We start from the raw sequence: 25,262 nt of genomic DNA, 5'->3' as shown, positions 1-25,262 counted from the left end.
CACAGGGTCTTGCCGAGTGTGATCCCGGACACTACATTCGAGTTTGCGCATATAACAAGACCCTTCTCGGGCGCTCTTTGCTAGCCCTTTCTTCCCAGCCCCTTCATCCACCCAGGGAGACATTCCGTGGCAGAGACCATCACCCCCATCGACCTGTTCCACGAGCTCAATGCCGGCAAGGTCAGCGAGATCCTCGACGTGCGCAACGTCGACGAGTTCGAGGCGAGCCAGGTCGAGGCCAACCGGCCCGTCCCGACCCGCAACGTGCCGGTCTACCGCGTGATGGAGGAGCTCGAGGAGCAGGCCGCCGCGACCCTCGAGGGCGCAGTGGTCATCTGCGGCCAGGGCAACGGCTCCGAGCTGGTCGCCGAGGAGTTCGAGATGCTCGGCAAGCGCACCCGCTCGCTCGAGGGCGGCGCCGATGCCTGGAACCGGCTGCTCGTGCCGCTGGAGATCACCGGTCTCCCGGGCGCGGTGCGCGTCTGGCAGTTCCAGCGCCCGGCCAAGGCGTGCCTGTCGTACGTCGTCGGGGTGCCCGGCCAGAACTGCATCATCGTCGACCCCACGCGCCAGCCGCAGCCGTACCTGGACCTGGCCAAGGAGCACGACATGACCGTCACCCACGTGGTCGACACTCACGTGCACGCCGACCACATCAGCGGTGGCCCGGCGCTGGCGGCCGACCTGGGCGTCGCCTACCACCTGCCGCCGGAGGATGCCGGCGGGGTCGTGCCGTTCCCGAACCAGCCGCTCAAGGACGGCGACGTGCTCGACCTCGGCTCCGCCGAGGTGCGCGTGATGAGCATGCACCTGCCCGGCCACACCCCCGGCACGATCGCGCTGCTGGTCTCCGACAAGGTGCTGCTCGTCGGTGACACGGTGTTCGTCCGGGGGCTGGGTCGGCCCGACCTCACCGGTCAGGCCGAGCAGCTGGCCCAGGACCTGTTCCGCAGCGTGCACGAGCGGCTGCGCCCGCTGGACCCGCAGACGATCATCGCGCCCGCGCACTGGTCGAGCGCGGAGGAGGTCAACGACGAAGGGTTGGTGGTGACCACCCTGGAGGACGTCTTCACCGCGACCCTGCTCAACGAGAAGGCGATGGAGAAGTTCGTCGAGGAGATCGTGACCTCGCTGCCGGCGGCACCGGACTTCTACGACACCATCCGCCAGGTCAACGCCGGGCAGCTGACCCCGCCGGAGGACGAGGTCGACGTGCTCGACGTGGGCCGCAACCAGTGCGCCGCGTCGACCTCGCTGGTCGCTCACTAGCCTGAGGTGGTGATCTCCGCCCGTCGTGCCCGCCGTCCCGCTCTCCACGAGGTCGGGGAGAACCCGGACTACCGATTCACGCTGGCCAACGAGCGGACGTTCCTGGCCTGGGTGCGCACCGCCCTCGCCCTGATGGCCGCAGGCGTCGCCGTCGTCCAGTTCGTGCCGGGCCTCGCCGAGGTGCGGCACGTCCTCGGCTTCATCCTGATCCTGCTGGGCGGGGTGATCGCGACGATGGCCTACCGCAACTGGGAGCACAACGAGCGGGCGATGCGGCTCGGCGAGCGGCTGCCGCACTCGCCCGTCCCGCGCCTGGTCGCCTCGGTGCTCGCGGTGGTCGCCTTCGTCGCGCTCGGCCTCGTCGTCTACGACCTGCTCCGATGAGGATGTGCCGATGAGGTCGTCGCGCCGGCTGCTGGTCGGCCGCCGCAGACCGGAGCCGGCCATCGACATCGGGCTGCCGGCCGAGCGGACCGCGATGGCCTGGCAGCGCACGGCCCTCTCCCTGGCGGGGGTCTCGGCGCTGGTCGTGCACCTGGCCAACCGGGACCTGCTCGCGGCGGTCCCGGGGGTGCTCGGTCTGCTCGCGGCGCTGGCCCTCCTGGTGGTGGCCGAACGCAGGTACACGTGGGCGGTTCGCCGGGTCGAGGCCGGGGAGTCCCCTCTGGATCACCGGCTCAACGTCGTACTCACCGCCGGCGTCGTCGCGCTGTCGGTGGTGGCGCTGGTGTTGGTGGTCACGCTCGGCATCTGAGCCTCACCGGCCCGTGGGTCGGCCGGGGGCAACTACACTGAGCCTTCGCGGAGGCGAGGGGAGGACGCATGGAAGCCGAAGTCGCGGCGCAGCTGCAGGAGCTGCACGCCCGCGTGTGCAAGGCGATCGCTGACCCGAAGCGGCTGCTGATCATCAACGAGCTGCGCGACCGCGAGCTGAGCGTCGGCGACCTGTGCGAGGCCCTCGGGTTCAGCCAGTCCAACGCCAGCCAGCACCTCGCCGTGCTCCGCGAGCGGGGCATCGTCGCTGCGCGCCGGTCGGGCAGCAACGTCTTCTACTCGCTGCGCAGCCAGAAGATCGTGCAGGCGGTCGACCTGTTGCGGGAGTTCCTGGCCGACGACCTCGCCGACCGCGGCGCACTCAGCGGGGCGCTGTTGCCCTGAACGGGTGGCTCGCGTCGTAGTCGAGCTGCTTGACCATGTGCACGACCGCACCGATCTTCGGCTCGCTCACGAAGTTGAGGTTGTCCACCAGTGCCCGCATCAGCTGCAGGCCGCGGCCGCTCTCGGCGTCCACGTCCGCCTGGTCGCGCACGCCTTCGGCGTTGAAGCCCTCGCCCCGGTCGAGCACGGTGATCGCGCAGCGGTCGGCGGCCAGCTCGATGCTGACCTCGTAGCCCTCGCTGTCGACGGCATGCTGGATCACGTTCGCGCAGGCCTCGGAGATCGCGAGCTCCACGTCGTGGATGCTGTCGGAGGAGGCGCCGAACGCGCGGAGGATCTGGGCCGCCAGGCGCCGGATCACCGGCACGCTGTGGCTCTGGCGCGGGAGGGAGACCGTCATCTCCAGCCGCGGCGAGGGATCGGCCTGCTCGTGGGTGCCCGCGGGCGGCCACCGGTAGGTGCTGCCGCACACGTCGTCGGCCACCTCGCCGAACAGGATCTGCAGCCGGTCGGCCGGGTCGCCGAGGCCCATGCTCTCGTCGTGCACGACGGTCGCGGTGCCGCGGACGCGCGCCGCCAGCCGCCCGGCGATCGCCTCGGTCACCCTGCCCAGGGACGGGATGTCACAGATCGCGGACCCGAACGGGCTCCGGTCCACCGCCAGCTCGACGACGACGTCCTCGACGCGCACCTGGTGGAAGCCACCGCCGAGCGCCTCGTGCAGCCGGCCGAACGCACTGACCACGTCCTCGACGGTGTCGAGCGTCTGACCGTCGGTGAGGGACGCGTCGGCGAGCATCGCACCGGCCGCGGCAGCCACCTGGTCGGGGGTGGCGACCGGGTGCGACTCCGAGGCGGCGGCGAGGGCGACGGTCGCGGCGGACGCGCCGTCGCGGAGCGGGTCGAGTGAGACGAGGACGGCGACGTCGGGGTCGAAGTTCATGACGACCTCCCTGGGGACCATCAGGTCCACGGTGGTTGCGGTGCCGTGCGCGGCCGCCCGGAGAGCCGGGCTGTCCTTCGCTGGCACCAGGGCATGTCCGTCGGCGGGTGCGGAGACGGACTCGGTCGAGACGGGACGAATCGTCAGGGCGGGCATGACCCGCGTCCAGTCCAGGTGCAGCCACAGCAGCGCCGGGTCGGTGGTGCCGCGCAGGGCGCTCTCGGCGCGCTCGACGGCACCCTGGACAGACGACTCGTCGCTCGTGTGGCGCAGGAGGTGGTCCTCCAGCGCCTTCACGGCGACGGCCGCTGCGGCGTCGCGTCGGGTGTCGAGTAGCCAGTCCACGTCGTGGAAACCTTCTCCCGGCTGGGGGCCACCTGGTGTGGCCGGTCGACGGGGCTATACCCAGTCCCGGGGACGAGCACACAGGTGCGCCGTGACACAGTCAGCGCAGCTTGAGGATCTCCATGAGCAGCCGGGCCGACGAGCCACCCGCACGGGTTGCCACGTCGAGCGCGGTCGGCACGTCGATGTCGTCGAGCAGTGCCGCGACCACGCGCTCGTCCGAGTCGGGGTCGTCCTCGGGCCGGCCGGCCGCCTCGTAGAGCGCCTCGAGCGCCTGCTCGGCCGCGGCGAGCTGCTGCTCGCCGTACTCCCAGGTGGCGCGCCACGGCCGGTTGAGCAGCATCAACCGGACCGCCGCGGCACGGTGCTCCCGGAGCAGCTCGCCGACGAGGGTCATGTTGCCGGTGGACTTCGCCATCTTGCGGCCGTCCTTGTGCACCGCACCGACGTGGACCTCGCGGCGGGCGAACGGCGTGACGCCGCTGGCCGCCTCGACCATCGCTGCCTGGTAGGCGTGGTGCGGGTAGGCGAGGTCCTCGCCCCCAACGACCACGTCCACGCTGGTGCCGAGCGTCGCCCACGCCATCGCGGCGCACTCCGCGTGCCACCCCGGGCGGCCCCAGCCCCACGGGCTCGGCCAGGCCGGCTCGTCCTCGGGCGAGGGGCGCCACACCGGTACGTCGAACGGCGAGTCGCGGTGCGGGTCGTCGGGGGTGTCGCCGAACTCGCGGGACTGCCGCAGGGCGTCCTCCTCGGTGAGGCCGGCGGCCGACGGGACGCCCTCGCCGCGGAAGTACACGAACCCGTCGCGCTGGTACGCGTGCCCGGTGGCCAGCAGCGCCGCCGCCAGCTGCGTGACGTGGGCGACGTGCAGCCGGGCGTGCGGCGTGTGGTCCGGCGCGCGGTTGCCGAGCGCGCGCATGTCGCGCTCGAACAGGAACTCCTGGGTCAGCGCGAACTCGTCGTAGGGGCGGCCGTGCTCGAGCGCCGCGGCCGTGAGCACGTCGTCGACGTCGGTGACGTTGCGGCAGGTCTCGGTCTCGACGCCGGCGAGCCGGGCCACCGACGACAGCGCGTCCGCCCACACGAACGTGGCCGCGTGGCCCAGGTGCGTGACCATGTAGGGGGTGATCCCGCAGACGTAGATCCTGGCCTTCGCAGTCAGCGGCAGCGGGCTTCCGGCGAGGGTCAGGTCGCTGGTGCGGAGCGGCTCGGTGTCGACCAGCGGGACGCGGCCGGCCGAGCCGAGGATGCCTGAGGCCGAGAGGTTGCTGTGCACGTGGTCGATCATCGCAGTTCCGGTGGTCGAGGAGCGAGCGAAGCGAGCGTCTCGAGACCCCCGGCCTCGGCACAGTCCGTGGACGTGACCTGCGACACGCTGCCTCGTTGCACACGGCATGTCCCAGCCTTCACGTCCGAGGCTGCTCGCGGCAGCCGCGCTCACCGCCCTGCTCACCGGGTCGCTCGCCCTGGGCGGCGCGGTCTGGGCCGGCCCCACCGACCTCGACCCGCAGGACTACCTCGACGAGCTGCCGGGGATGGCCGAGTCGATCCTGGCCGACCGTCCGGACATGGCCAGATGTCCCGAGCTGGCCGCGGGCACCGCCGGGACCCGCGAGGTCGAGGGCGCGCCGCCGCGCGAGCCGGACAACGGCAACCCGCTGCAGACCGGGGACGAGCCGGAGGCGCCGGACACCCTGCCCGACCAGGTGCATCTGCGGGGGCCGCGGCAGACCTTCAACCACCGCTACGAGTTCGTGGTCGCCCGGGGCACGATCTGGTACCGCTCCCGTGCCGCGGTCACCGGCATCGAGGAGCCCTGGGACAAGCTCGAGGTGCCGCCGTGCTTCGACGGGAAGGTGACCGCCATCGCCGCCGACGACGACGAGATGGTCGTCATCGACGAGGACCGCTGGATCTACACCCTCGACGGGATCCTGGCCGACCCGTCGTACTTCACCTGGACCCTGCGCTGGGGACCGCCGTTCTGGACCGGGTCCGGCCACCGACTGCCGGTCGGGATCAAGACCTGGTCCTGGTCGGTGCTGTCCCAGCTCAAGGACGGCACCTGGCGCGATGACGCCGGCAACGACCACCGGGTCGGCGACTTCAAGGTCTCCCACATCTGGGCGTTGAGCCGCGACGGGCGGCGGTTGACCTACATCGATCCGTGGCTGCCGCGGGACATGAGCTTCGAGATGTGCTCACCGCACCGCGGCCGGTTCCGCTCCTCGGGGATGTCGGCCAGCGGGTCCACGGTGTTCGTGATCGGCGAGCACGGCGACATGTTCACCCGGCTCTACGACTTCGACATCTCCGGCGCCGACTCGGTGTTCTTCGACTACTCCTACGAGGACCAGCGCGGCGCCGCCAACCCGGTCATCCAGCTGCCGTCGCCTGCCTGGCGCGAGCAGCCCAAGATCCCCGGCACCGTCACCGACCGGATCTCGATCCACAAGGTCGGCGCGAAGTCCTTGCACCGGACGCTGCGGGTGGAGGGACGCCGCGCGGGCCGGACCGGCTACTGGCACAAGGACATCGGTGCGAGGCGCTGGCGCTTCACCGTCACCGGCGAACGCCTGCGTGGGCGGGTGCTCGACAACCCGCGCCGTGACACCTCGGCACGGGACCGGCTGCCCGCGGAGGACCGGCGGTACGTCGGCGCGCGTAGCGCGGCCCAGCTGACCGTCCCGGACTTCAACACCTACTGCTCGCCCGCGACGATCCGGGTGTACCTCGCCACCGGCCAGCGGTTCAGCCTGCGCCTGCACACGGTCGACGCGATCCGCCAGGACACCCGGGCGCGCGGGCTCGACGGCGACCCGCGGCTGGTGCAGGGCACGATCGAGGTGCCGGCCCGGCTGCGTCGCAGCTCCGACCCCGACGTCGCCGAGTTCCTCGCGACCCTCGGCGACGGCGAGCGGTTCGTCGATGCCGACATCGACGCCACCCTGGGGCGACTGGAGTTCCGCGACCAGGGCTGGGTGCTCAGGCACCACCCGTGACAGCGGGCCGCCCGCTTCGGGCGCGGTGACATAGTGGCGCCATGACAGCCGACGTCGTGGTGGTCGGGGCCGGCCTCGCGGGGCTCACCTGCGCCCGCGAGCTGGTGCGGGCCGGTCGCCAGGTGGTCGTGCTCGAACGCTCCGACGCGGTGGGCGGTCGGGTGCGCACGGACGTCGTGGACGGGTTCCGCTGCGACCGGGGCTTCCAGCTGCTCAACCCCGCCTACCCGGCACTGCGCCGGCTGGTGGACCTCGACGCGCTGGACCTGCGCTCCTTCTCCGCGGGCGCCGCCCTCGCCGGACGGCACGGGTTCTCGATCGTGGCCGACCCCCGGCGCAGCCCCGGCTACTTCATGCAGACCCTGCGCAGCGGCTACGTCCGTCCCGGCGAGCTGGCCCGGCTGAGCGCCTGGGCGGCGCCGTCGCTGGGAAGGGTGCAGGACCTGCTCGAGCGCGACGACGAGTCGCTGGCGGAGTCCCTCGACGGTGCGCGGGTCCATGGCCGGCTGCGGGAGGAGGTCTTCGAGCCGTTCTTCGCCGGCGTGCTCGCCGAGGACCGAGGGGAGACGTCCGCGATCTTCGCGCGGCTGCTCGTGCGGTCCTTCCTGCTGGGCACGCCGGGCGTGCCCGCGCTGGGCATGTCGGCGCTGCCGGAGCAGATCGCCGCCGACCTCGACGGGGCCGTGCACCTCGAGGAGCGCGTGCGCGCCGTGGAGCGTCACGGTCACCGATGGCGGGTGCTCACCGACGAGGCTCGGTACGACGCCCGCGCCGTGGTCGTCGCGGCCGACCCGGCGACCGCCTCGGGTCTGACCGGGCTGACCACGACCCCGATGAAAGGCCTGGTCACGTACTGGTTCGCGACCCAGGACGCGCCGACGGACCTGGACCTGCTGGTCCTCGACCCGGCGCGGAGCGGGCCGGTCGTCAACACCGCAGTGCTCTCGAACGTGGCCCCGGACTACGCGCCGCCGGGCTGGCACCTGGTGCAGGCAACCACGCTGGAGAGCTCGGCACGGCAGAGGGCCGGCGAGGCGGAGGTGCGCGCGCACCTGGCGAGGATGTACCGCACGGACACCGGTCGGTGGGACCTGGTCGTCACCCATGACGTTGTCCACGCGCTGCCGCAGCAGCGGCCGGGAGCGCCGGTGCGGCAGCCGGTCGAGCTCGGCGGCGGCCTGTTCGTCGCCGGCGACCACCGCGACACAGCCTCGATCCAGGGCGCGCTGGTGTCCGGGCGACGCACGGCTGCCGCGGTGCGTGGCTGGCTCGAACCCTGACCGGCCGCGTCACTCAGCGCCGGCCGTGCGGGCCGCGTCCGCGCGGGAGGGCTCAGCTGGACGCCGGGTCGGCGTCGCTGATCTCGCGCGCCTTCTCCTCCAGCCACGCGTCGTCGACCTCGACACCGACCTCGGCCGCTGCCTTGTGCAGCTCCTCGCGGACGGTCTCGACCGGTGCGCCCTCCTGCCAGGAGAGCACCCGGTCCACGACGGCCTGCTGGGCCTCGGCCTCGGCGCCCTGGGCGCCGGTCGCTGCGGCTTCGTTGCGGAGCTCTTCGTTGTCGGTCATGAGGCCCGGTTACCCAGCCGCGGGCATCCGTAACTGGGTTAGCGTGGCCGGATGCGGATGTTCGTCGCGTTCACCCCGTCCGAGGAGGCGCTGGAGGACCTCGGCGAGTTCCTGGCCCCACGCCGGGAGGCCGAGCAGGGCTTCCGGTGGACGGCCCCCGACCAGTGGCACGTCACGCTGGCGTTCATGGCCGACGTGCCCGACCGGGCCCTCGACGACCTGCTCGAGCGGCTGTCACGAGCCGCTGCTCGTCGTACGCCGTTCACGGTGAGCGTGGCAGGGGGCGGCGCGTTCCCGAACCCGGCAAGGGCCAAGGTGCTCTACGCCGGGCTCGAGGTCAGCGAGGCCGAGGAGCTGCGCCGGCTCTCGACCGGTGCGCGAGCGGCCGCAACGAAGGCCGGTGCCGAGACCGAGGGGGGCAGGTTCCATCCCCACCTGACCCTCGCCCGGATCGGCCGGCCGCTGGATGTGACCAGGTGGATCCGAGTGCTCGACGCCTACCGCGGGCCGCTCTGGGACGCGTCCGAGATCGCGCTGATCGCCTCCCACCTCGGCGAGGGCCCGCGCAAGCGACCGCGTTACGAGGTCGTCGAGACCTTCCCCCTCGGCGGGCGGACACGAAACGCGGACGAAACGCCGGTCGTGACACCCTGACCGCATGCAGATCGAGCGGATCGGTTTCACGCCGTTGAAGGGCGCGCGGCATCGGGCCCACGACAGCGTGCGGCTGGCCGAGAGCGGCCCGGTCGGCGACCGCGTGTTCTGCCTGGTCGACCCAGCCCGGGGCCGCGTGCTCCGCACCGTGGAGAACCCCTCGCTGGTCCGGGCGGTGGCCGACTGGGACGGCGAGGTGCTGGCCGTCGAGCTGCCCGCGGGCCGCTTCGAGGCGACCCCGGAGCCGACCGGCGACCTGCTGGCCGTCGACTACTGGGGGCGCACGGCCAGGGTCGAGACCGTCGCCGGGCCGTGGGCGGCCGCCTTCAGCGAGCACCTCGGCTACGACGTCGTCCTGGCCCGGTCCGCCGCGCCCGGCGAGGTGGTGTACGGCGCCTCGGTCACCCTGGTGACGACCGCCTCCCTGACGCACCTTGCCGACCACCTCGGCACGACGGTGGACAGCGCCCGGTTCCGGTCGACCTTCCTCCTCCACGACGGTGCCGAGCCGCACGCCGAGGACTCCTGGGTGGGCCGCAGGCTGCGACTTGGGGAGGCAGAGGTCGCCGTGAACGGCATCGTGCCGCGGTGCGCCGTGATCGACCTCGACCCGGACACCGGCGCCCGGAACGGCAACCTGATGAGGACGCTCGCGGGTTATCGTCGGGGGGAGCAAGAGGTCCACTTCGGCGTGGATGCCGTGGTGGTCCGGCCTGGCGTCGTCCGCGTCGGTGACCACGCAGACCTAGAGAGAGGCTGACCGGCAGATGCCCTACCTGCTGCGTGTCGAGCTGCCCGACGTCCCAGGCTCCCTGGGCCGGGTCGCGACCGCGATCGGTGAGGCCGGCGGCGACATCGAGGCGATCGAGATCGTCGAGAAGAACGTCGCACGCGGCACCGCCGTCGACGACGTGCTCCTCGAGACCGCCCCCGGCGTGATGCCCGACTCGATCGTGTCGGTGTGCAACCAGCTCGACGGCGTCAGCGTGCTGTGGATCTCCCGGTACGGCGCCGGCGGCAACCTGTTCATGGACCTCGAGGCGGTCGAGGCGATCACCGGCACCCCGCACTCCGCGATCGACGAGCTCGTCGACCTGCTCCCGGTGACGTTCCGGGCGGACTGGGCCGTGCGCGTCCGGCGGGTGGACTCAGGGGTGGTGATCACCCACCGGACCTCGGCCGCGCCGGAGCAGATCGGCGGTGACGTCGACTGGTTCCCGCTCAACCGGCCCGCGCGCGTCGAGGTGCCCGAGGACTGGGAGCAGTGGACGTCCACCCTGGTCGCCGCCGCACCGCTCGGCGACAAGGACGAGATCGTGCTGTTCGGACGCCGCGGCGGACCCGCGATCCTGGACTCCGAGCTCGCCCGGCTGGGCCACCTGGCAGCGCTCGCCGTCTCCATCGTCCGGGCCGGCTGATGGCGCAGTTCGACAAGGAGACCGACCGCTCCGGCGCGTTCAAGCGTCAGCCGAACCGGTTCACCGATCGACCGTCCCCCGCGGCCGGACGCTATCGGCTGATCTGGTCACGCGCCTGCCCGTGGGCGCACCGCTCTCGGATCGTCCTCGGTCTGCTCGGGCTCGACGAGGTGATCTCGATCGGCACGGTCGACCCGGTTCGCGACGAACGCGGCTGGCGGTTCACCCTCGACCCGGACGGCCGCGACCCCGTGCTCGGCATCGAGTACCTCTCCGAGGCCTACCTGCGCACCGACCCGGGGTACGACGGTCGCGTGACCGTCCCGTGCCTGGTCGACGTCGAGACCGGGAAGGTCGCCACCAACGACTACCCGCAGATGACGCTGGACTTCTCCACCGAGTGGACCGACCAGCACCGGCCGGGTGCTCCGGACCTCTACCCCGCGGCGCTGCGGGCGGAGATCGACGAGGTCAACGACCTGGTCTTCCGCGACGTGAACAACGGCGTCTACCGGTGCGGCTTCGCCGCCTCGCAGGAGGCCTACGAGGAGGCGTTCGACGCGCTGTTCGCCCGGCTCGACTGGCTCTCGGACCGACTGGCCGGGCAGCGCTACCTCGTCGGGGACCGGCTCACGGAGGCCGACATCCGGCTGTTCACCACCTTGGTGCGCTTCGACGCGGTCTACCACGGCCACTTCAAGTGCAACCGGCACAAGCTCTCCGAGATGCCGGTGCTGTGGGCCTACGCCCGGGACCTCTTCCAGACGCCCGGGTTCGGCGACACGGTGGACTTCGACCACATCAAGCGGCACTACTACGCCACGCACGAGCAGATCAACCCGAGCCGGATCGTGCCGCTCGGCCCCGACGAGTCCGGCTGGCTCGAGCCGCACGGGCGCGGCTAACGGGTCACGGCCGCGGCTGCTCGACCGGCTCGGCGACGAACACCGGGATCTCCCGGTCGGTCCTGGCCTGGTAGTCGGCGTAGTCGGCGAACGCCGCCACTGCGCGATCCCACCACGTGGCCTTCTCCTCGCCGGTCACCTCGCGGGCGCGGTAGGTGCGGCGGGCCGGACCGTCCTGGATCATCACCTCGGGGTGCGCCTTGAGGTTGAAGTACCAGGTGGGGTGCTTCGGCGCGCCGCCCTGGGACGCGACGAGCGCATAGCTGCCCTCGTGCTCGACGCGCATCAACGGCGTCTTGCGGATCTTGCCGCTGCGTGCGCCGACCGACGTCACGACCACGACGGGCATGCCGCGGAGCGTCGTACCCTCGGTGCCGCCGGAGGACTCGTAGAGCTCCACCTGGTCGCGGACCCACTGGCTGGGACTGGGGACGTACTCACCTTCGAGTGCCATGACCGCATGGTGCCCGCCGAGGGCCGATCTCAAGCGGCGGGGGGTAGCCTGCGGCCCATGCCCGAGACTGTCTCCGAGATCTTCGACCCCAGCGCGTGGAAGCCGGTCCCCGGCTTCGAGGACCTGACCGACCTGACCTACCACCGTGCGGTCGACCACGGGACGGTGCGGATCGCCTTCGACCGGCCCGAGGTGCGCAACGCGTTCCGGCCCGGCACCGTCGACGAGCTGCTGCGGGTCCTCGAGCACGCGCGGACCTCCAGCGACGTCGGCTGCGTGCTGCTCACCGGCAACGGGCCGTCGCCGAAGGACGGCGGGTGGGCGTTCTGCTCCGGCGGCGACCAGCGGATCCGCGGCCGGGCCGGCTACCAGTACGCGACCGGTGAGACCTCGGAGACCGTCGACAAGGCCAAGCTCGCGCGGCTGCACATCCTCGAGTGCCAGCGGCTGATCCGGTTCATGCCGAAGGTGGTCATCGCGGTCGTCCCCGGCTGGGCCGCCGGCGGCGGGCACTCGCTGCACGTGGTCGCCGACCTGACCCTGGCCAGCGCCGAGCACGCCCGCTTCAAGCAGACCGACGCCGACGTGGGGTCCTTCGACGGTGGCTACGGGTCGGCCTACCTCGCCCGCCAGGTGGGCCAGAAGTTCGCCCGCGAGATCTTCTTCCTCGGTGACGAGTACACCGCCGAGGAGGCGCACGCGATGGGGATGGTCAACAAGGTGGTCCCGCACGCGGACCTGGAGAAGGTCGCGCTGGAGTGGGGCCGCAAGATCAACGGCAAGTCGCCCACGGCGCAGCGGATGCTGAAGTACTCCTTCAACCTGATCGACGACGGCCTGGTCGGCCAGCAGATCTTCGCCGGCGAGACGACGCGCCTGGCCTACATGACCGACGAGGCGGTCGAGGGGCGCGACGCGTTCCTCGAGAAGCGCGAGCCGGACTGGTCGCCGTTCCCGCACTACTACTGAGGCGGTGCCTCATGGCTGAGCCTCCGGAGACCCGCTGGTCGCAGAGCGGCGTCAGCGGTGAGGAGTACGCCGCGCGGCTGGCCGAGCGCGCCCGGAGCGGCGCCGACATGCACGGCGAGGCGAGCTTCGTCGCCGCCCTGCTCGCGCCGGGCGGCCGGGTGCTGGACGCCGGCTGCGGCACCGGCCGGGTCGGGGTCCGGCTCGACGAGCTCGGCTACCACGTGGTCGGTGCCGACGTCGACGAGTCGATGCTCGCCGTCGCGCGTCGTACCGCCCCGCAGGTGCCGTGGCACCGGGCCGACCTCGCCTCGCTGACCGCTGCAGACCTCGACGGCGACGACGACTTCGACCTCGCGGTGATGGCGGGCAACGTCGTCCCGCTGCTCGCTCCGGGGACGGTCGGCCGGGCGGTGCCGGCGCTGGTGGCGCTGCTGCGCCCCGGAGGCCTGGTCGTGGCCGGCTTCGGTCTCGACCCGGCGCACCTGCCACCGGGGTGCCCGGTCACCCCCCTGGCCGAGTACGACGACGCGTGCTCGACGGCGGGACTGTCACTGCGGGCGAGGTACTCCACCTGGGACGGTGACCCGTTCGACGACTCGTCCGGTTACGCCGTCAGCGTCCACGTGCTCGACTGAGCCCATGCTGACCATCGGGATGCTCGGCGGGATGAGCTGGGAGAGCACGGCGGAGTACTACCGGATCGCCAACGAGCTGGTGCGTGAGCGGCTCGGTGGGATGCACAGCGCGTCGTGCCTCGTGCGCTCGGTCGACTTCGCCGAGATCGAGGCGATGCAGGCAGCCGGCCGGTGGGACGAGGCCGGTGAGCTGCTCGCCGCCGAGGCCCGCGCGCTGGAGGCAGGAGGCGCCGACCTGTTGGTGCTGTGCACCAACACGATGCACAAGGTGGCCGACCGGGTCGAGCAGGCCGTGTCCATCCCGTTCCTGCACCTGGCCGACACCACCGCGCGCGCCGTCGCGGCGTCCGGCATCGGTGTGGTGGGGCTGCTCGGCACGGCCTTCACGATGGAGCAGGAGTTCTACCGCGACCGGCTGGAGTCACACGGCCTCACCGTGCTGGTGCCCCCGGCTGAGGACCGGGCGCTGGTGCACCGGGTGATCTACGACGAGCTCGTCCTCGGGATGGTGAAGGAGTCCTCGCGGGCGTCGTACGCAGCGGTGATGGCCCGCCTCGTCGAGCGCGGCGCCGAAGGGGTCATCCTCGGGTGCACCGAGATCGAGCTGCTCGTCGGGCCCGAGGACGTGACGGTGCCGGTGTTCCCGACGACCCGCCTGCACGTCGAGGCCGCGGTCGACCTCGCGCTGCGCTGAGCGCGCCGGTCTGGCGCCGACGGTCACCGCCGGGCGGCGTCCTTCACGCAGCGCACGGCCCAGGGCAGCGCTTCGAGCCGCTCCTCGGCGATCGGCTCACCGCAGACGTCGCACCTGCCGTAGCTGCCGTCCTCGAGCTTGGCCCGCGCCCGCTCCACGTCGGCCAGCGTGGCCTGCAGCTTGTCGTGCACCGCGACCTGCGAGAGCCGGTCCACGGCCATCGACGTACCTTCGCCGACGCGCTTGCCGAACGAGATCGAGCCGTGGTCGGTGGGCTTCTGCTCGAGCAGACCCATCTGGGCGAGGATCTCGGTGCGCTTGGCCTGCAGGGTCTCGGCGGTGGTGGGCATCTGCCCATGGTGCCCCGCCGGCAGCGGCCGAAGCGTGCGAAGTGGAAGTGGTTGCACGTCCCACTGGATGTGGGCCGCCGATCGCCCACGTGCGGCGTCACGGCGGCGACGGTCCGTCCCCTACGGGACCTTCGTCCCGATATGGCGACACACGGGCTCGACTTGGTCACATTCAGCGGCGAGACCCAAACAGGTGCTCTAGTTTCGCAAGGGTGAAGATCGCAGTCGCGAAGGAAGTGCGCGAGGGTGAGGCCCGTGTGGCCCTCGTGCCCGAGCTGGTCGGCAAGCTGACCGCTCTGGGCTACGAGGTCGCCGTGGAACCCGGCGCAGGAGAAGAGGCCCTTGCCTCCGACGAGGAGTACGCGCTCGCCGGCGCGGTGGTGTCCGGCGCGGCGCTGGAGGGCGCGGACCTTGTCGTCTCGGTCCAGCCCCTGGACCCGCTGGTGGTACGTCGCCTGCCGCGTGGCACGGCGACGTTGTCGTTCCTGCCGCCCGCGCAGTCGCTGGACCTGGTCCGCGACCTGCGCGACGTCGGCGTGACGTCGTTCGCCATGGAGCTGGTCCCCCGGATCTCCCGGGCGCAGTCGATGGACGCGCTGTCGTCGCAGGCCCTGGTGGCCGGCTACCGCTGCGCCATCGTCGCCGCCGGGATGCTCCGCCGGTTCTTCCCGCTGAACATGACCGCCGCCGGCACCGTCCCCCCGGCCGAGGTCGTGGTTCTCGGTGCCGGGGTCGCGGGCCTCCAAGCGATCGCCACGGCCAAGCGCCTCGGCGCGGTCGTCAAGGCGTACGACGTCCGCGCGGCTGCCGCCGAGGAGATCAGGTCCATGGGCGCCCAGTCGATCGACCTCGACCTCGAGACGCTCGAAGGAGCGGGTGGCTACGCGCGCGAGATGACCGAGGACCGTGCCGCTCGGCAGCGCGAGCTGCTCGCGCCGTACATCGCGAACGCCGACGCGCTGATCACCACCGCCGCGGTCCCCGGCCGCCAGGCCCCGCTGCTGGTGACCCGGGACATGGTCGAGGCGATGAAGCCCGGCTCGGTGGTGGTCGACCTCGCGGCGGAGACCGGCGGCAACGTCGAGGGCTCCGAGCCCGGCAAGGTCGTCCGGGTCGGCAACGCCCAGGTCTGGGGCGGTGCGAACGTGCCGAGCCAGATGCCCGGCCCCGCCTCCAAGCTGTACGCCCAGAACATCGTCAACATCGTCACCCTGATGACCCGTGACGGCGCCTTCGCCCCCGACTTCGAGGACGAGATCGTGGCCGGGTCCTGCGTGACGCGCGACGGCCAGGTGTGGCACGAGCCCACCCGCAACCTCCTGGAAGGAGTGACGTCGTGAGTGAGGCGGTTGTCTGGCTGACGATCTTCGTGCTCAGCGTCTTCGTCGGCATCGAGGTCATCTCCAAGGTGTCCTCCACGCTGCACACCCCGCTGATGTCCGGCGCCAACGCCATCCACGGGATCATCCTGCTCGGCGCGATCCTGGTGACCGGCTACGCCGAGTCCACGGTGCAGCTCGTCGTCGGGCTGATCGCGGTCGTCCTGGCCACGGTCAACATGGTCGGTGGCTTCGTGGTCACCGACCGGATGCTGCAGATGTTCACGCGCAAGAAGCCGAAGGCCGCGAAGGCCGGGGCCGACACGAACGGAGCGGGCGCATGACCGCGACTCCCGTCTGGGTGCAGCTGGTCTACCTCGCTGCGGCAGTCTTCTTCATCCTCGCCCTCAAGGGGCTCTCCTCGCCCAAGCACGCGCGCACCGGCAACATCCTGGGTGCGATCGGCGCCACCGTCGCGGTGGTGGTCGTCTTCTTCTACGCCGAGCTCGACAACGTGGTCGCGATCCTCGTCGCGATCGCGATCGGCTCCGTGGTCGGCGTCCTGGGCGCCCAACGCGTGCAGATGACGCAGATGCCGCAGCTGGTCGCGCTGTTCAACGGCGTCGGCGGTGGCGCGGCGGCCCTGGTAGCGCTGCTCGAGCTCTCGGAGATGACCGAGGCCGGTCACGACGCGGGCACGTTCGCCCTCGTCGCCACCGCGTTCACGGTCTTCATCGGCTCGATCACGTTCTCCGGCTCGGTGATCACCTTCGCCAAGCTCCAGGAGCTGATGACCTCCAGGCCGGTGGTGTTCCCGGGTCTGCCGATCGTCTTCGGGCTCGGTGTGATCGCGGCGGTGGTGCTCTCGGTGCTGACCGTGAGCGACCCGTCGATGGTGATCGGCATCGTGCTCGGCCTGCTCGGTCTGCTGGTCGGCGTACTCCTCGTGCTGCCGGTGGGCGGCGCGGACGTGCCGATCGTGATCAGCCTGCTCAACGCCGGCACCGGTCTGGCCGTGGCCGCCAGCGGCTACATCCTCGAGAACACCGTGCTGCTGGTCGGCGGCACGCTCGTGGGCGCGTCGGGTACCTTCCTGACCCTGCTGATGGCCGGCGCGATGGGCCGCAGCGTCGCGAACATCCTGTTCGGCGCGCTCAAGGGCGGCTCCACGCTCGGCGCCGGTGAGGCCTCGAACCGCCCGGTGCGCTCCGCGGGCCCCGAGGACGTGGCGATCCTGCTCGGCTACGCCAACAAGGTGATCATCGTGCCCGGCTACGGGCTCGCGGTCGCCCAGGCCCAGCACACGCTACGCGAGCTCGTCGACGTGCTCGGCGAGCGCGGCACCAAGGTCGACTACGCGATCCACCCGGTCGCCGGCCGGATGCCCGGTCACATGAACGTGCTGCTCGCCGAGGCCCAGGTGCCCTACGAGCAGCTCAAGGAGATGGACGACATCAACTCCGAGTTCAAGCAGACCGACGTGGTGCTCGTGGTCGGCGCGAACGACGTGGTGAACCCGGCCGCGCGTACGACGCCCAGCGCGCCGATCTACGGCATGCCGATCCTCAACGCCGACGAGGCGCAGCAGATCGTCTTCATGAAGCGCTCGATGCGGCCCGGTTTCGCCGGGATCGAGAACGAGCTGCTCTTCGACCCGAAGACCACGCTGCTCTTCGGTGACGCCAAGGACTCGCTGTCGAAGCTCCTGGCGGCGGTGAAGAGTCTCTGAGCCGCTAGACTCGCGGGCGGGGAGGGTCCTACTGCCGCAGATGACTGGAGGTCATCGCCATGGATGGTGGACACAAGTACGACGCGCCCGAGCCGCCCGAGGAGACCAAGTCCAAGGGCATCAGCTACGCCGTGCTCGGACTTCTGGTGGTGCTGATCATGGTCCTGATCGCGACCGGCACCGTTCCGATCTTCGACATGTGACGCGTGAACGACGAACCGCCCGCACGAACATCGTGCGGGCGGTTCGTCGTACCAGGCGCGGGTCGGGACCTCAGCCGCCGGCGATCCCGTACAGCCGGTCCCCGGCGTCGCCGAGGCCGGGCACGATGTAACCGAGCTCGTTGAGCCGCTCGTCCATCCCGGCGGTCACCACGGTCACCGGGACGTCCAGACCAGCGAGGTCCTTCTCCACCCGGTCACACCCCTCCGGCGCGGTGAGCAGACAGATCGCGGTGATGTGGTCCGCGCCGCGGTCGGTGAGGAACCGGATCGCGGCGGCCAGCGTGCCGCCGGTGGCGAGCATCGGGTCGAGCACGTAGCACTGCCGGCCCGACAGGTCCTCGGGCAGCCGCTCGGCGTAGGTCGAGGCCTCCAGCGTCTCCTCGTTGCGGACCATGCCGAGGAAACCCACCTCCGCGGTGGGCAGCAGCCGCATCATGCCGTCGAGCATGCCCAGGCCGGCGCGCAGGATCGGCACGACCAGCGGCTTGGGGGAGGCGAGGCGGGTGCCTTGTGCCTCCGAGACGGGGGTGCGCACGGTGACCTGCTCGACCCGGACGTCGCGCGTGGCTTCGTAGGCCAGCAGCGTCACGAGCTCGTCGGCGAGCCTGCGGAAGGTGGGTGAGTCGGTGCGCTCGTCCCGCAGAGTCGTGAGCTTGTGGGCGATGAGGGGGTGGTCAGCCACGTGGATCCGCATACGACAGAACCTAGGTCATCGGATCCGGCTAGTGCCACGCGGGATGATCTGCAACGATCGGGGTTGCGGGACCTACCAGGGAGGCTGCATGTCCGATCAGTCCGAAGCTTTCGCCGAGGGGATCGACTTCGCGGTGGTCGCCTACCGCGAGGAGGGTGTCTGGCAGGTCGAGGAGGTCGCGCCCGAGAAGGTCACCGACATCGAGTCGTTCGCCGAGGAGCTGCGCCGCTGGCCCGGAGACGGCGGGTCGCTCGGCATGGTGTCGGTCGACGAGGACTTCTTCCTGCTGGTCAAGGTCGCCGGTGCCCGCACACAGGTACTGCTCTCCGACGTGACCGCCGCGACCGACTGGCCGATCGCCCGCTCCGCGGTGGAGTTCCTGGGCATCCCGCTCCCCGACGACGAGGACGAGCAGGTCCCGGCCGGCGACGCCGGCATCCTGGCCGACCTGGGCCTCGGCGCGATGGACATGGGTGCGCTGCTCGACGACTACGACCTCTACCCCGACGAGGTGCTCGGCGACATCGCCGAGAAGGTCGGCTTCGGTGACCGGTTCAACGAGGTGGTCGGGGTCCCCGCCACCTGATGGCAGGGTACGACGAGTGGGTCGACCCGATGCGGGAGGCCCTCGCCGAGGCACGCTCGGCGCCGGACACCGGGGACGTCCCGATCGGGGCCGTCGTCCTCGACGCCGAGGGCACGGTGATCGGCCGTGGCCGCAACGAGCGGGAGGCCGTCGGCGACCCCACGGCGCACGCCGAGGTGCTCGCCCTGCGCGAGGCCGCCCGGGTGCGCGGTGAGTGGCGGCTCGAGGGGTGCACGCTCGTGGTGACGCTCGAGCCGTGCACGATGTGCGCCGGCGCGGCCGTGCTCTCCCGGGTGGCGCGGGTGGTGTTCGGTGCCTACGACGACAAGGCCGGTGCGGTCGGCTCGCTCTGGGACGTCGTACGCGACCGCAGGCTCAACCACCGCCCCGAGGTGATCTCCGGAGTGCTCGCCGACGAGTGCACGCTGATGCTGCAGGAGTTCTTCGCCACCCACCGGGTGCGGGACTGACGCCCGATTTCGGCGCGAGGTCCCGGTTCTAGTACTCTCATCGGCGGTGGCGTGTCCGAGCGGCCTAAGGAGAACGCCTCGAAAGCGTTTGTGGGCGCAAGTCCACCGAGGGTTCAAATCCCTCCGCCACCGCGCGTCGAACGGCGCCGTCCTCCGGGGCGGCGCCGTTCGTGTCTCCGCTCGACGCCCGCTCGGTGGTCAGCTGAACAGGCAGGATGCAGATGACCCACCGACGGCCCCGCGCAGCCACCGAGCTCGCAGGCACAACCTGCCTGTTGATCTGACCGCCCGCGCACGCGGCACGTCGATCCCCGACGCCGGAATGCCCCCGGCACCCGCGGGTACCGCCCTACCATGACCGAGAAGCAGCACGACCAGGACGCCGAGCCCACCCAGAACGCACCCGGCGAGGAGGCCCCGGACGGCACCGTCGCCGAAGGGCAGACCGTCGAGGGCACCCCGGCCGACACCGAGGACCAGGATGCCGAGCCGACCAGGAACGCCCCGGGAGACGCCGGCCCGACCGGCCACTCCTGAGTCCTGACCACGACGCGCAGCGGGGCCCGCCGGTTGCCGCTGTGGCGCTACCTCGTCGAGCTCGACAAGCCCGTGGTGGCGGGCGTCTGACGCGTCACGTTCGCCGCGCGATCCGGCCTGCCCTGGGACGATGGAGCTGAACCGAGGAGGCACCCACATGCAGCTCCATGTCCTGCTGCGCGACGCCGAGCACGACGTCCTCGACCTGGCGTACTCGACCCTTCAGCGCGTGCACAGCACCCACTACGAGACCGCCGGCGAGGCGTTCACCCGGGACCGGCTCGCCGACCTGTTCCGGCTCGTGGTCGCAGCGATCGAGGCCCGCGACCTGGCCGCGATCAGCTCCTACGCCACGCAGGTGGCGACCGAGCGCTTCAACCAGGGCTTCGACATCGCCGAGGTCCAGGCCGCGTTCAACGCCCTCGAGGGCGCCGCGTGGTCGCGGGTCGTCGCCGACGTCCCCGCCGACGAGCTCGCCGAGGCGATCGGTCTGCTCAGCACCGTGCTCGGTTTCGGCAAGGACGCGCTCGCCCGGGAGTACGTCGAGCTCGCCAGCCGGCGGCACGTGCACTCGCTGGACCTGTCGGCGCTGTTCGCCGGCGCTCAGACCTAGGTAGCCGGCCTAGCAGCTCACGCCTGTGGCGGGCAGGCTCACCCAGCCGCGCGTGAACGGTGCGCGCACCCGCTCGCCGGCCGTGACGTCCACGCCGATGCCCGGCTGGCGTCGCAGGAGCTCCTCGAACGCCACCCGGGCCTGCAGCTTCGCCAGGTGGTTGCCGATGCAGAAGTGCGGCCCGCTGCCGAAGCCGAGGTGCCGCGGCATGTCGCGGGTGATGTCGAGCCGGTCGGCGGTCGGCCCGAACTCCCGTTCGTCCCGGTTGGCCGAGGCGTACATCAGCAGCACCTTGGCGCCCTCGGGGATCTCCACCCCGCGTACGACGGTCGGGGCGGTCGTCGTACGCGCCAGGCCCTGCACCGAACCCTCGAGCCGCAAGAACTCCATCACCGCGTTCGGAACCAGCGACATGTCGGCGACCAGCCGCTCGCGCTGCGCGTGGTCGGAGTCGAGCAGCATCACGCCGTGGGAGATCAGGTTGGCCGTCGTGTCGTTGCCGCCGGCAACCATCACGAAGCAGAAGCCGAGGATGTCCCAGTCACCGAGCCGCTCGCCGTCGACCTCGGCGGTCACCAGCGCACTGATCAGGTCGTTACGAGGTTCGGCGCGGCGGGCAGCGATCACGTGCGTGAAGTACTCGAACATCTCCGCGACCGCATCGGGCGCGGCGACGATCGAGGAGCTGTCGAAGCCGTTGTCCTGCAGGGTGGTGAGCGCCTTCACCCACGGCCCGAACCGGGCGCGGTCCGCCGCGGGGACGCCGAGCAGGTCGGCCAGCACGAAGGTCGGCAGCGGCGCGGAGAGGTCCTGGTGCAGGTCGACCGGCGCACCGGTCCCGGCCTTCTCCTCCATCAGCGAGATCCGGCCGTTGACGAACTCGCGGATACCTTCCTCGAGCGCGGCGATCCGGCGCGGAGTGAAGCCGTGGCTGACCAGCCGGCGCAGCTGGGTCTGCCGGGGCGGGTCGAGCATCACGATCGTGGGCGCCAGGCCGAGCGCCTCGATCTCGTCGGGGTAGAAGGTCAGCCCCTGCGCCGAGGAGAACAGCCCGGGGTCGCGCACGGCGTCCCACACGTCCTCGAACCGGGAGAGCGCGAAGAACGGTGGGTCCTCGTGTCGGTGGACCGGGTCGTGGTCTCGCAGCTCGCGGTAGGTGGCGTAGGGGTCGGCAAGGAACTCCGGGTCCAGCGGGTCGTACCGGACCGGGTTGCGCACTGCTGCGTCCATCCGGCCACCTTGGCCCACCCTCCCGGACATGGGCCAGCCCCTGTCTCACTCCGGCGTCTTCCCCTGGGCGAGGATCAGTCGTTTACTGGTAAGGGTCCGCGAACTCCGGTGAGGGAGCTGGTCCGATGCCGAACTCCACGCGTGTCCCCGACTTCATGCCGACGCTGTCCCCGGGCCGGCACCGCAACCCCCGCAAGGGGGCGTGCTTCATGGAGATGGCCTCCTACCTGGCCGGCGAGCGCTGGTCGGACCATCCCCGCTGCACCCACCCGTTGCTGGCCGCGATGGCCCGCGAGATCAACGACCGGATCGGCGACGCCGCCCGCCAGCGGCTTGTTCCGTTGATCCCCCTGGTGGTCCACCTCAACGGGGACGACCGCCGGATGGACGTGTGGATCGCGCGCGAGGCGGCGCTCACCGCGCTGCCGCTGGTGTCGATGTCGCGGCAGCGGGCCGCTGCCGTCGGCATCCTCCGCAGCGAGGCGGCGCTCGCCGAGCACGACGGGCTGCCCAGCGGTTGGCTCTCGCCCCGGGCGCAGGCGACCCTGGCGCTCGTGCCCGAGGCCGAGAAGTGGGCCCGGGACTTCATGCAGATGACCATGGGCAGGCGCGACGCGTTCGTGGTGCGGGGCGCGCCGGCCGTCGTGCACCAGGCGGTGCTGGGCCTCTCCGAGGCCTGCGTCCCGGAGCCGGAGGAGCAGCTGGTCGGCCTGCTCGAGCGGACGATCGTCTCGCTGCGTCAGCTCACGATGGTCGGTAGCCAGGAGTCCATGCGCTCCAGCGCCTCGCTGATCTCCGCGGGCGCCCCGGCGAACGAGAACCGCAGGAACTTGCCTCCGTCGACGGTGTCGAAGTCGATGCCCGGCGCCGTGGCGACGCCGGTGTCGGCCAGCAGCCGGTGGCACAGGCGCATCGAGTCGGCGGTCAGGTGGGACACGTCGGCATAGACGTAGAACGCCCCGTCGGCCGGGGCGAGCCGGGTGATCCCCAGTCGGGGTAGCCCGTCGAGGAGCAGCGCGCGGTTCTCCGCGTAGCGCGCGACATGCGCGTCCACCTCGGCGTACGACTCCGGCGTGAACGCCGCGACCGCCGCGTGCTGCGACAGCACCGGGGGGCAGATCGTGTAGTTCCCGGTGAGTACGTCGACCGCACGGCGCAGCCGTTCCGGCACGAGCATCCAGCCCAGCCGCCACCCGGTCATCGAGAAGTACTTCGAGAAGGAGTGGAACACCACCGCCTCGCGCGAGGTCTGCCAGGCCGACGCGTGCTGCTTGGGGTGGGCGTACTCGATGCCGTGGTAGATCTCGTCGCTCACCAGCTGCACACCGTTGGCCTCGCACCATCCGGCCAGCGCGGCGAGCTCCTCGGGGGCGAGCATCGTGCCGGTCGGGTTCGCCGGGCTGGCCACGACGAGCCCGTCGACCGGGCGGTCCAGGGCCTCGAGCATCGCCACCGTCGGCTGGAAGCGTGACTCCGGCCCGGTGGGCAGCTCGACCACCTCCACGCCCAGCGAGGTGAGGACGTTGCGGTAGCAGGGGTAGCCAGGGCGGGCGATCGCCACCCGGTCGCCGGCGTCGAACGCGGCCAGGAACGCCAGCAGGAAGCCACCCGAGGAGCCGGTGGTGACCACGACGTCCTCGATGTCGACGTCGATCCCGTGCACGCGGCGGTGGTGGCCGGCGATCGCCTGCCGCAGCTCGGGGATCCCCAGTGCGACCGTGTAGCCGAGGACGTCCTCCTCGAGTGCGCGCTTCGCCGCCTCCTTCACCGGGCGCGGTGCCGGGGTCGACGGCTGCCCGGCGACGAGGTTCAGCAGGTCCCCGTGCGAGCGCTGCCGCTCGGCCGCCGCGGCGAGCAGGTCCATGACGTGGAACGGTGGGACGGCTGCCCGGGTGGCCACCTTCAGGCGGTGTGCGTCGGCGTGCTGCATAAGGGTCACCGTAACCGCGCGCCATAGGATGAAGCCCCAGGGACCAGCGACGTCGGAGGTGCGCGTGAGCTTCGACGTGCACCAGCTCAACGTCGTACTCCTGGCCGCGTCCGTCGTGATGCTCCTTGCGATCCTCGCGGTCCGGGCCTCGGTCCGGGTGGGCCTGCCCAGCCTGCTGATCTACCTCCTCATGGGTGTTCTGCTCGGGGAGATGGGCCCTGGGTTCAACCTCACCGACGCCAACGTCGCGCACGCCCTCGGGTTCGCCGCCCTCGTCGTGATCCTCGCCGAAGGTGGCCTGACCACGCAGTGGCAGGAGATCAAGCCCTCCATGCGGATGGGCGCTGCGCTGGCGACGCTCGGCGTAGGCGTCAGCGTCGCGGTCGTCGCGGTCGGGGCGCACTACCTGCTCGGGCTCGACTGGCAGCTCGCGGTCCTGCTCGGGGCGGTGACCTCGCCCACCGACGCCGCCGCGGTGTTCTCGGTGCTCAGGAGGGTGCCCCTGCCGCGCCAGGTGCTGGGTGTGCTGGAGGCCGAGTCCGGTCTCAACGACGCGCCGACCGTGCTGCTGGTGACCCTGGTCAGCACCGGCGCGGCGCTCGACCAGGGCGTCCTGGGCTTCGCCGGGATCGTGGTCTACGAGCTCGTGGTCGGGGTGCTGGCCGGCCTGGCCGTCGGGTTCGGTGGCGCCTGGGTGATGCGCCGGATCGCGCTGCCCGCCTCCGGGCTCTACCCGATCGCGGTCCTCGCCCACGCGATCCTGGCCTACTCGGGGGCCGCCGCGATCCACGCGTCCGGCTTCGCTGCGGTCTACACCGCAGCGCTCGTCCTCGGGAACTCCGAGCTGCCGCACCGTGCCGCCACCCGGTCCTTCTCCGAGGGTGTGGCCTGGATCGCGCAGATCGGCCTGTTCGTCATGCTCGGCCTGCTCGCCTCGCCCGAGCGGATCTCGCTGGCCCATGTCGGGTACGCCGTCGCGGCCGGCCTGATCCTGACCGTGCTCGCGCGCCCGCTGTCGGTCGTCGCCTGCTCGTGGGCGTGTCGCCTGAACTGGCGCGAGGAGGCGTTCTTGTCGTGGGCCGGCCTGCGTGGCGCCGTACCCATCGTGCTGACCACCATCCCGCTGGCCAACGAGGTGGAGGACGCCACCGAGCTGTTCGACATCGTGTTCGTGATGGTCGTGATCTTCACGCTCCTCACCGCGCCCACGCTGCCCTGGGTGGCCAAGAAGCTGCACGTCGCCTACGCCGGTGAGGCGCGCGACCTCGAGGTGGAGGCCGCGCCGCTGGAGCGGATCGCCGCCGACCTGCTGGTGGTGTCGATCTCCGGGAAGTCGCGGCTGGCCGGCGTCGAGGTCGGCGAGCTGCGGCTGCCGCACGGGGCCTCGGTCACCCTCATCGTGCGTGACGGCAACACCCTGGTGCCGGCCGACCGCACCGTGCTGCGGCGCGGCGACGACCTGCTCGTCGTCGCGCCCCGCAAGCTGCGCGAGGAGACCGAGGAGCGGCTGCGCAAGGTGTCCCGCGCGGGTCGGCTCGTGCGGTGGTGGGCCGAGGACTGAG

General features: G+C 71.5%; 30 protein-coding genes and 1 tRNA gene. 23 read left to right on the top strand and 8 right to left on the bottom strand.

From position 1 onward, the window contains the following. Window positions 1-126: 126 nt before the first annotated feature. The 4 genes from ACYVIH_RS21220 to ACYVIH_RS21205 all read left to right on the top strand — a co-directional run bounded on the left by ACYVIH_RS21220 (window position 127) and on the right by ACYVIH_RS21205 (window position 2,427). Window positions 127-1,269: an MBL fold metallo-hydrolase gene (locus tag ACYVIH_RS21220; protein WP_460871537.1), complete on the top strand. Its 1,143-nt coding sequence runs from the start codon at window positions 127-129 to the stop codon at window positions 1,267-1,269. A gap of 9 nt (window positions 1,270-1,278) precedes the next feature. Beyond that, window positions 1,279-1,653, top strand: coding sequence for a YidH family protein (locus ACYVIH_RS21215; protein WP_460871536.1), 375 nt, complete (start codon window positions 1,279-1,281; stop codon window positions 1,651-1,653). Between the two features lie 10 nt (window positions 1,654-1,663). Then, window positions 1,664-2,023 (top strand): DUF202 domain-containing protein, encoded by a 360-nt coding sequence (locus ACYVIH_RS21210; protein ID WP_460871535.1) that lies wholly within the window; start codon window positions 1,664-1,666, stop codon window positions 2,021-2,023. Window positions 2,024-2,091: 68 nt separating this feature from the next. Then, complete coding sequence (locus ACYVIH_RS21205; protein WP_460871534.1) at window positions 2,092-2,427, top strand: ArsR/SmtB family transcription factor; 336 nt, start codon at window positions 2,092-2,094, stop codon at window positions 2,425-2,427. Here the strand turns inward: ACYVIH_RS21205 and ACYVIH_RS21200 are convergent. Further along, a complete protein-coding gene (locus ACYVIH_RS21200) occupies window positions 2,405-3,715 on the bottom strand; it encodes an ATP-binding protein (protein WP_460871533.1) in 1,311 nt (436 codons plus the stop codon). The two genes, ACYVIH_RS21205 and ACYVIH_RS21200, sit on opposite strands and share 23 nt — an antisense overlap. Window positions 3,716-3,815: 100 nt before the next feature. Continuing rightward, on the bottom strand, window positions 3,816-5,006 hold the full coding sequence (locus tag ACYVIH_RS21195; RefSeq protein ID WP_460871532.1) for a cysteine--tRNA ligase: 1,191 nt from the start codon (window positions 5,004-5,006) through the stop codon (window positions 3,816-3,818). A 106-nt stretch (window positions 5,007-5,112) separates the two neighbouring features. Between ACYVIH_RS21195 and ACYVIH_RS21190 the strand changes: the two genes are divergently transcribed. Next, complete coding sequence (locus ACYVIH_RS21190) at window positions 5,113-6,720, top strand: hypothetical protein (RefSeq protein ID WP_460871531.1); 1,608 nt, start codon at window positions 5,113-5,115, stop codon at window positions 6,718-6,720. Between the two features lie 41 nt (window positions 6,721-6,761). Beyond that, the gene (locus tag ACYVIH_RS21185; RefSeq protein ID WP_460871530.1) at window positions 6,762-8,000 is read left to right on the top strand and encodes an NAD(P)/FAD-dependent oxidoreductase; all 1,239 of its coding nucleotides are present in this window, start codon (window positions 6,762-6,764) and stop codon (window positions 7,998-8,000) included. 52 nt (window positions 8,001-8,052) lie between these two features. On the opposite strand, the gene ACYVIH_RS21180 is transcribed toward ACYVIH_RS21185, so the two are convergent. Next, entirely contained in the window at window positions 8,053-8,289 is a 237-nt protein-coding gene (locus ACYVIH_RS21180; protein ID WP_460871529.1) for a hypothetical protein, read from the bottom strand. 51 nt (window positions 8,290-8,340) lie between these two features. Here ACYVIH_RS21180 and thpR point away from each other — a divergent pair, with 51 nt between their 5' ends. From thpR to ACYVIH_RS21160, 4 genes are read left to right on the top strand one after another with little or no spacing between them, the layout of a single operon-like run. Further along, window positions 8,341-8,943 carry an RNA 2',3'-cyclic phosphodiesterase gene (gene thpR, locus ACYVIH_RS21175; RefSeq protein ID WP_460871528.1) on the top strand — a complete coding sequence of 201 codons (603 nt, stop codon included), beginning with the start codon at window positions 8,341-8,343 and terminating at the stop codon, window positions 8,941-8,943. A gap of 4 nt (window positions 8,944-8,947) precedes the next feature. Next, window positions 8,948-9,703: an MOSC domain-containing protein gene (locus ACYVIH_RS21170; protein WP_460871527.1), complete on the top strand. Its 756-nt coding sequence runs from the start codon at window positions 8,948-8,950 to the stop codon at window positions 9,701-9,703. 7 nt (window positions 9,704-9,710) lie between these two features. After that, window positions 9,711-10,361, top strand: coding sequence for an ACT domain-containing protein (locus ACYVIH_RS21165; RefSeq protein ID WP_460871526.1), 651 nt, complete (start codon window positions 9,711-9,713; stop codon window positions 10,359-10,361). Next, window positions 10,361-11,266: a glutathione S-transferase family protein gene (locus ACYVIH_RS21160; protein ID WP_460871525.1), complete on the top strand. Its 906-nt coding sequence runs from the start codon at window positions 10,361-10,363 to the stop codon at window positions 11,264-11,266. Before ACYVIH_RS21165 ends, ACYVIH_RS21160 begins: the two co-directional genes overlap by 1 nt. Before the next feature lie 4 nt (window positions 11,267-11,270). Here ACYVIH_RS21160 and ACYVIH_RS21155 read toward each other — a convergent pair whose 3' ends face one another. Continuing rightward, window positions 11,271-11,720 carry a nitroreductase family deazaflavin-dependent oxidoreductase gene (locus ACYVIH_RS21155; protein ID WP_460871524.1) on the bottom strand — a complete coding sequence of 150 codons (450 nt, stop codon included), beginning with the start codon at window positions 11,718-11,720 and terminating at the stop codon, window positions 11,271-11,273. A 57-nt stretch (window positions 11,721-11,777) separates the two neighbouring features. Between ACYVIH_RS21155 and ACYVIH_RS21150 the strand changes: the two genes are divergently transcribed. The 3 genes from ACYVIH_RS21150 to ACYVIH_RS21140 are packed head-to-tail and all read left to right on the top strand — an operon-like array spanning window position 11,778 to window position 14,018. Next, entirely contained in the window at window positions 11,778-12,689 is a 912-nt protein-coding gene (locus tag ACYVIH_RS21150; RefSeq protein ID WP_460871523.1) for a 1,4-dihydroxy-2-naphthoyl-CoA synthase, read from the top strand. Between the two features lie 11 nt (window positions 12,690-12,700). Then, the gene (locus tag ACYVIH_RS21145; RefSeq protein WP_460871522.1) at window positions 12,701-13,324 is read left to right on the top strand and encodes a class I SAM-dependent methyltransferase; all 624 of its coding nucleotides are present in this window, start codon (window positions 12,701-12,703) and stop codon (window positions 13,322-13,324) included. Between the two features lie 4 nt (window positions 13,325-13,328). Further along, a complete protein-coding gene (locus tag ACYVIH_RS21140; protein ID WP_460871521.1) occupies window positions 13,329-14,018 on the top strand; it encodes an aspartate/glutamate racemase family protein in 690 nt (229 codons plus the stop codon). A gap of 23 nt (window positions 14,019-14,041) precedes the next feature. Here ACYVIH_RS21140 and ACYVIH_RS21135 read toward each other — a convergent pair whose 3' ends face one another. Next, complete coding sequence (locus tag ACYVIH_RS21135; protein WP_460871520.1) at window positions 14,042-14,368, bottom strand: TraR/DksA family transcriptional regulator; 327 nt, start codon at window positions 14,366-14,368, stop codon at window positions 14,042-14,044. 212 nt (window positions 14,369-14,580) lie between these two features. Between ACYVIH_RS21135 and ACYVIH_RS21130 the strand changes: the two genes are divergently transcribed. Genes ACYVIH_RS21130 through ACYVIH_RS21115 form a run of 4 tightly spaced genes read left to right on the top strand, consistent with a single transcriptional unit; the run spans window position 14,581 to window position 17,619 of the window. Then, window positions 14,581-15,708, top strand: coding sequence for a Re/Si-specific NAD(P)(+) transhydrogenase subunit alpha (locus tag ACYVIH_RS21130; RefSeq protein ID WP_460871519.1), 1,128 nt, complete (start codon window positions 14,581-14,583; stop codon window positions 15,706-15,708). Beyond that, a complete protein-coding gene (locus ACYVIH_RS21125; protein WP_460871518.1) occupies window positions 15,705-16,031 on the top strand; it encodes an NAD(P) transhydrogenase subunit alpha part 2 in 327 nt (108 codons plus the stop codon). The genes ACYVIH_RS21130 and ACYVIH_RS21125 overlap by 4 nt, the downstream gene beginning before the upstream one ends. Beyond that, entirely contained in the window at window positions 16,028-17,416 is a 1,389-nt protein-coding gene (locus tag ACYVIH_RS21120; protein ID WP_460871517.1) for an NAD(P)(+) transhydrogenase (Re/Si-specific) subunit beta, read from the top strand. Before ACYVIH_RS21125 ends, ACYVIH_RS21120 begins: the two co-directional genes overlap by 4 nt. Window positions 17,417-17,475: 59 nt before the next feature. Continuing rightward, window positions 17,476-17,619 carry a hypothetical protein gene (locus ACYVIH_RS21115; RefSeq protein ID WP_460871516.1) on the top strand — a complete coding sequence of 48 codons (144 nt, stop codon included), beginning with the start codon at window positions 17,476-17,478 and terminating at the stop codon, window positions 17,617-17,619. Window positions 17,620-17,689: 70 nt separating this feature from the next. Here ACYVIH_RS21115 and upp read toward each other — a convergent pair whose 3' ends face one another. After that, entirely contained in the window at window positions 17,690-18,334 is a 645-nt protein-coding gene (gene upp / locus ACYVIH_RS21110) for a uracil phosphoribosyltransferase (RefSeq protein ID WP_460871515.1), read from the bottom strand. Window positions 18,335-18,422: 88 nt separating this feature from the next. Between upp and ACYVIH_RS21105 the strand changes: the two genes are divergently transcribed. The 5 genes from ACYVIH_RS21105 to ACYVIH_RS21085 all read left to right on the top strand — a co-directional run bounded on the left by ACYVIH_RS21105 (window position 18,423) and on the right by ACYVIH_RS21085 (window position 20,540). Beyond that, window positions 18,423-18,920 (top strand): tRNA adenosine deaminase-associated protein, encoded by a 498-nt coding sequence (locus tag ACYVIH_RS21105; protein WP_460871514.1) that lies wholly within the window; start codon window positions 18,423-18,425, stop codon window positions 18,918-18,920. A 29-nt stretch (window positions 18,921-18,949) separates the two neighbouring features. Continuing rightward, window positions 18,950-19,390 carry a tRNA adenosine(34) deaminase TadA gene (gene tadA / locus ACYVIH_RS21100; RefSeq protein ID WP_460871573.1) on the top strand — a complete coding sequence of 147 codons (441 nt, stop codon included), beginning with the start codon at window positions 18,950-18,952 and terminating at the stop codon, window positions 19,388-19,390. A gap of 45 nt (window positions 19,391-19,435) precedes the next feature. Continuing rightward, window positions 19,436-19,522: transfer RNA gene (locus ACYVIH_RS21095), tRNA-Ser, on the top strand. A gap of 222 nt (window positions 19,523-19,744) precedes the next feature. Then, window positions 19,745-19,927 (top strand): hypothetical protein, encoded by a 183-nt coding sequence (locus ACYVIH_RS21090; RefSeq protein ID WP_460871513.1) that lies wholly within the window; start codon window positions 19,745-19,747, stop codon window positions 19,925-19,927. 157 nt (window positions 19,928-20,084) lie between these two features. Continuing rightward, window positions 20,085-20,540, top strand: a complete 456-nt coding sequence (locus ACYVIH_RS21085) for a hypothetical protein (protein ID WP_460871511.1) — start codon at window positions 20,085-20,087, stop codon at window positions 20,538-20,540. 9 nt (window positions 20,541-20,549) lie between these two features. Here ACYVIH_RS21085 and ACYVIH_RS21080 read toward each other — a convergent pair whose 3' ends face one another. After that, window positions 20,550-21,770: a cytochrome P450 gene (locus ACYVIH_RS21080; protein ID WP_460871510.1), complete on the bottom strand. Its 1,221-nt coding sequence runs from the start codon at window positions 21,768-21,770 to the stop codon at window positions 20,550-20,552. Window positions 21,771-22,509: 739 nt separating this feature from the next. Further along, window positions 22,510-23,700, bottom strand: coding sequence for a pyridoxal phosphate-dependent aminotransferase (locus ACYVIH_RS21075; protein WP_460871509.1), 1,191 nt, complete (start codon window positions 23,698-23,700; stop codon window positions 22,510-22,512). 28 nt (window positions 23,701-23,728) lie between these two features. Between ACYVIH_RS21075 and ACYVIH_RS21070 the strand changes: the two genes are divergently transcribed. Beyond that, window positions 23,729-25,261 carry a potassium/proton antiporter gene (locus tag ACYVIH_RS21070; protein ID WP_460871508.1) on the top strand — a complete coding sequence of 511 codons (1,533 nt, stop codon included), beginning with the start codon at window positions 23,729-23,731 and terminating at the stop codon, window positions 25,259-25,261. Window position 25,262 lies beyond the last annotated feature (1 nt).

Source organism: Nocardioides pakistanensis, assembly GCF_054781215.1.
Note: the sequence above shows the minus strand (reverse complement) of the source record. Positions and strands in the feature narration are given on the sequence as shown.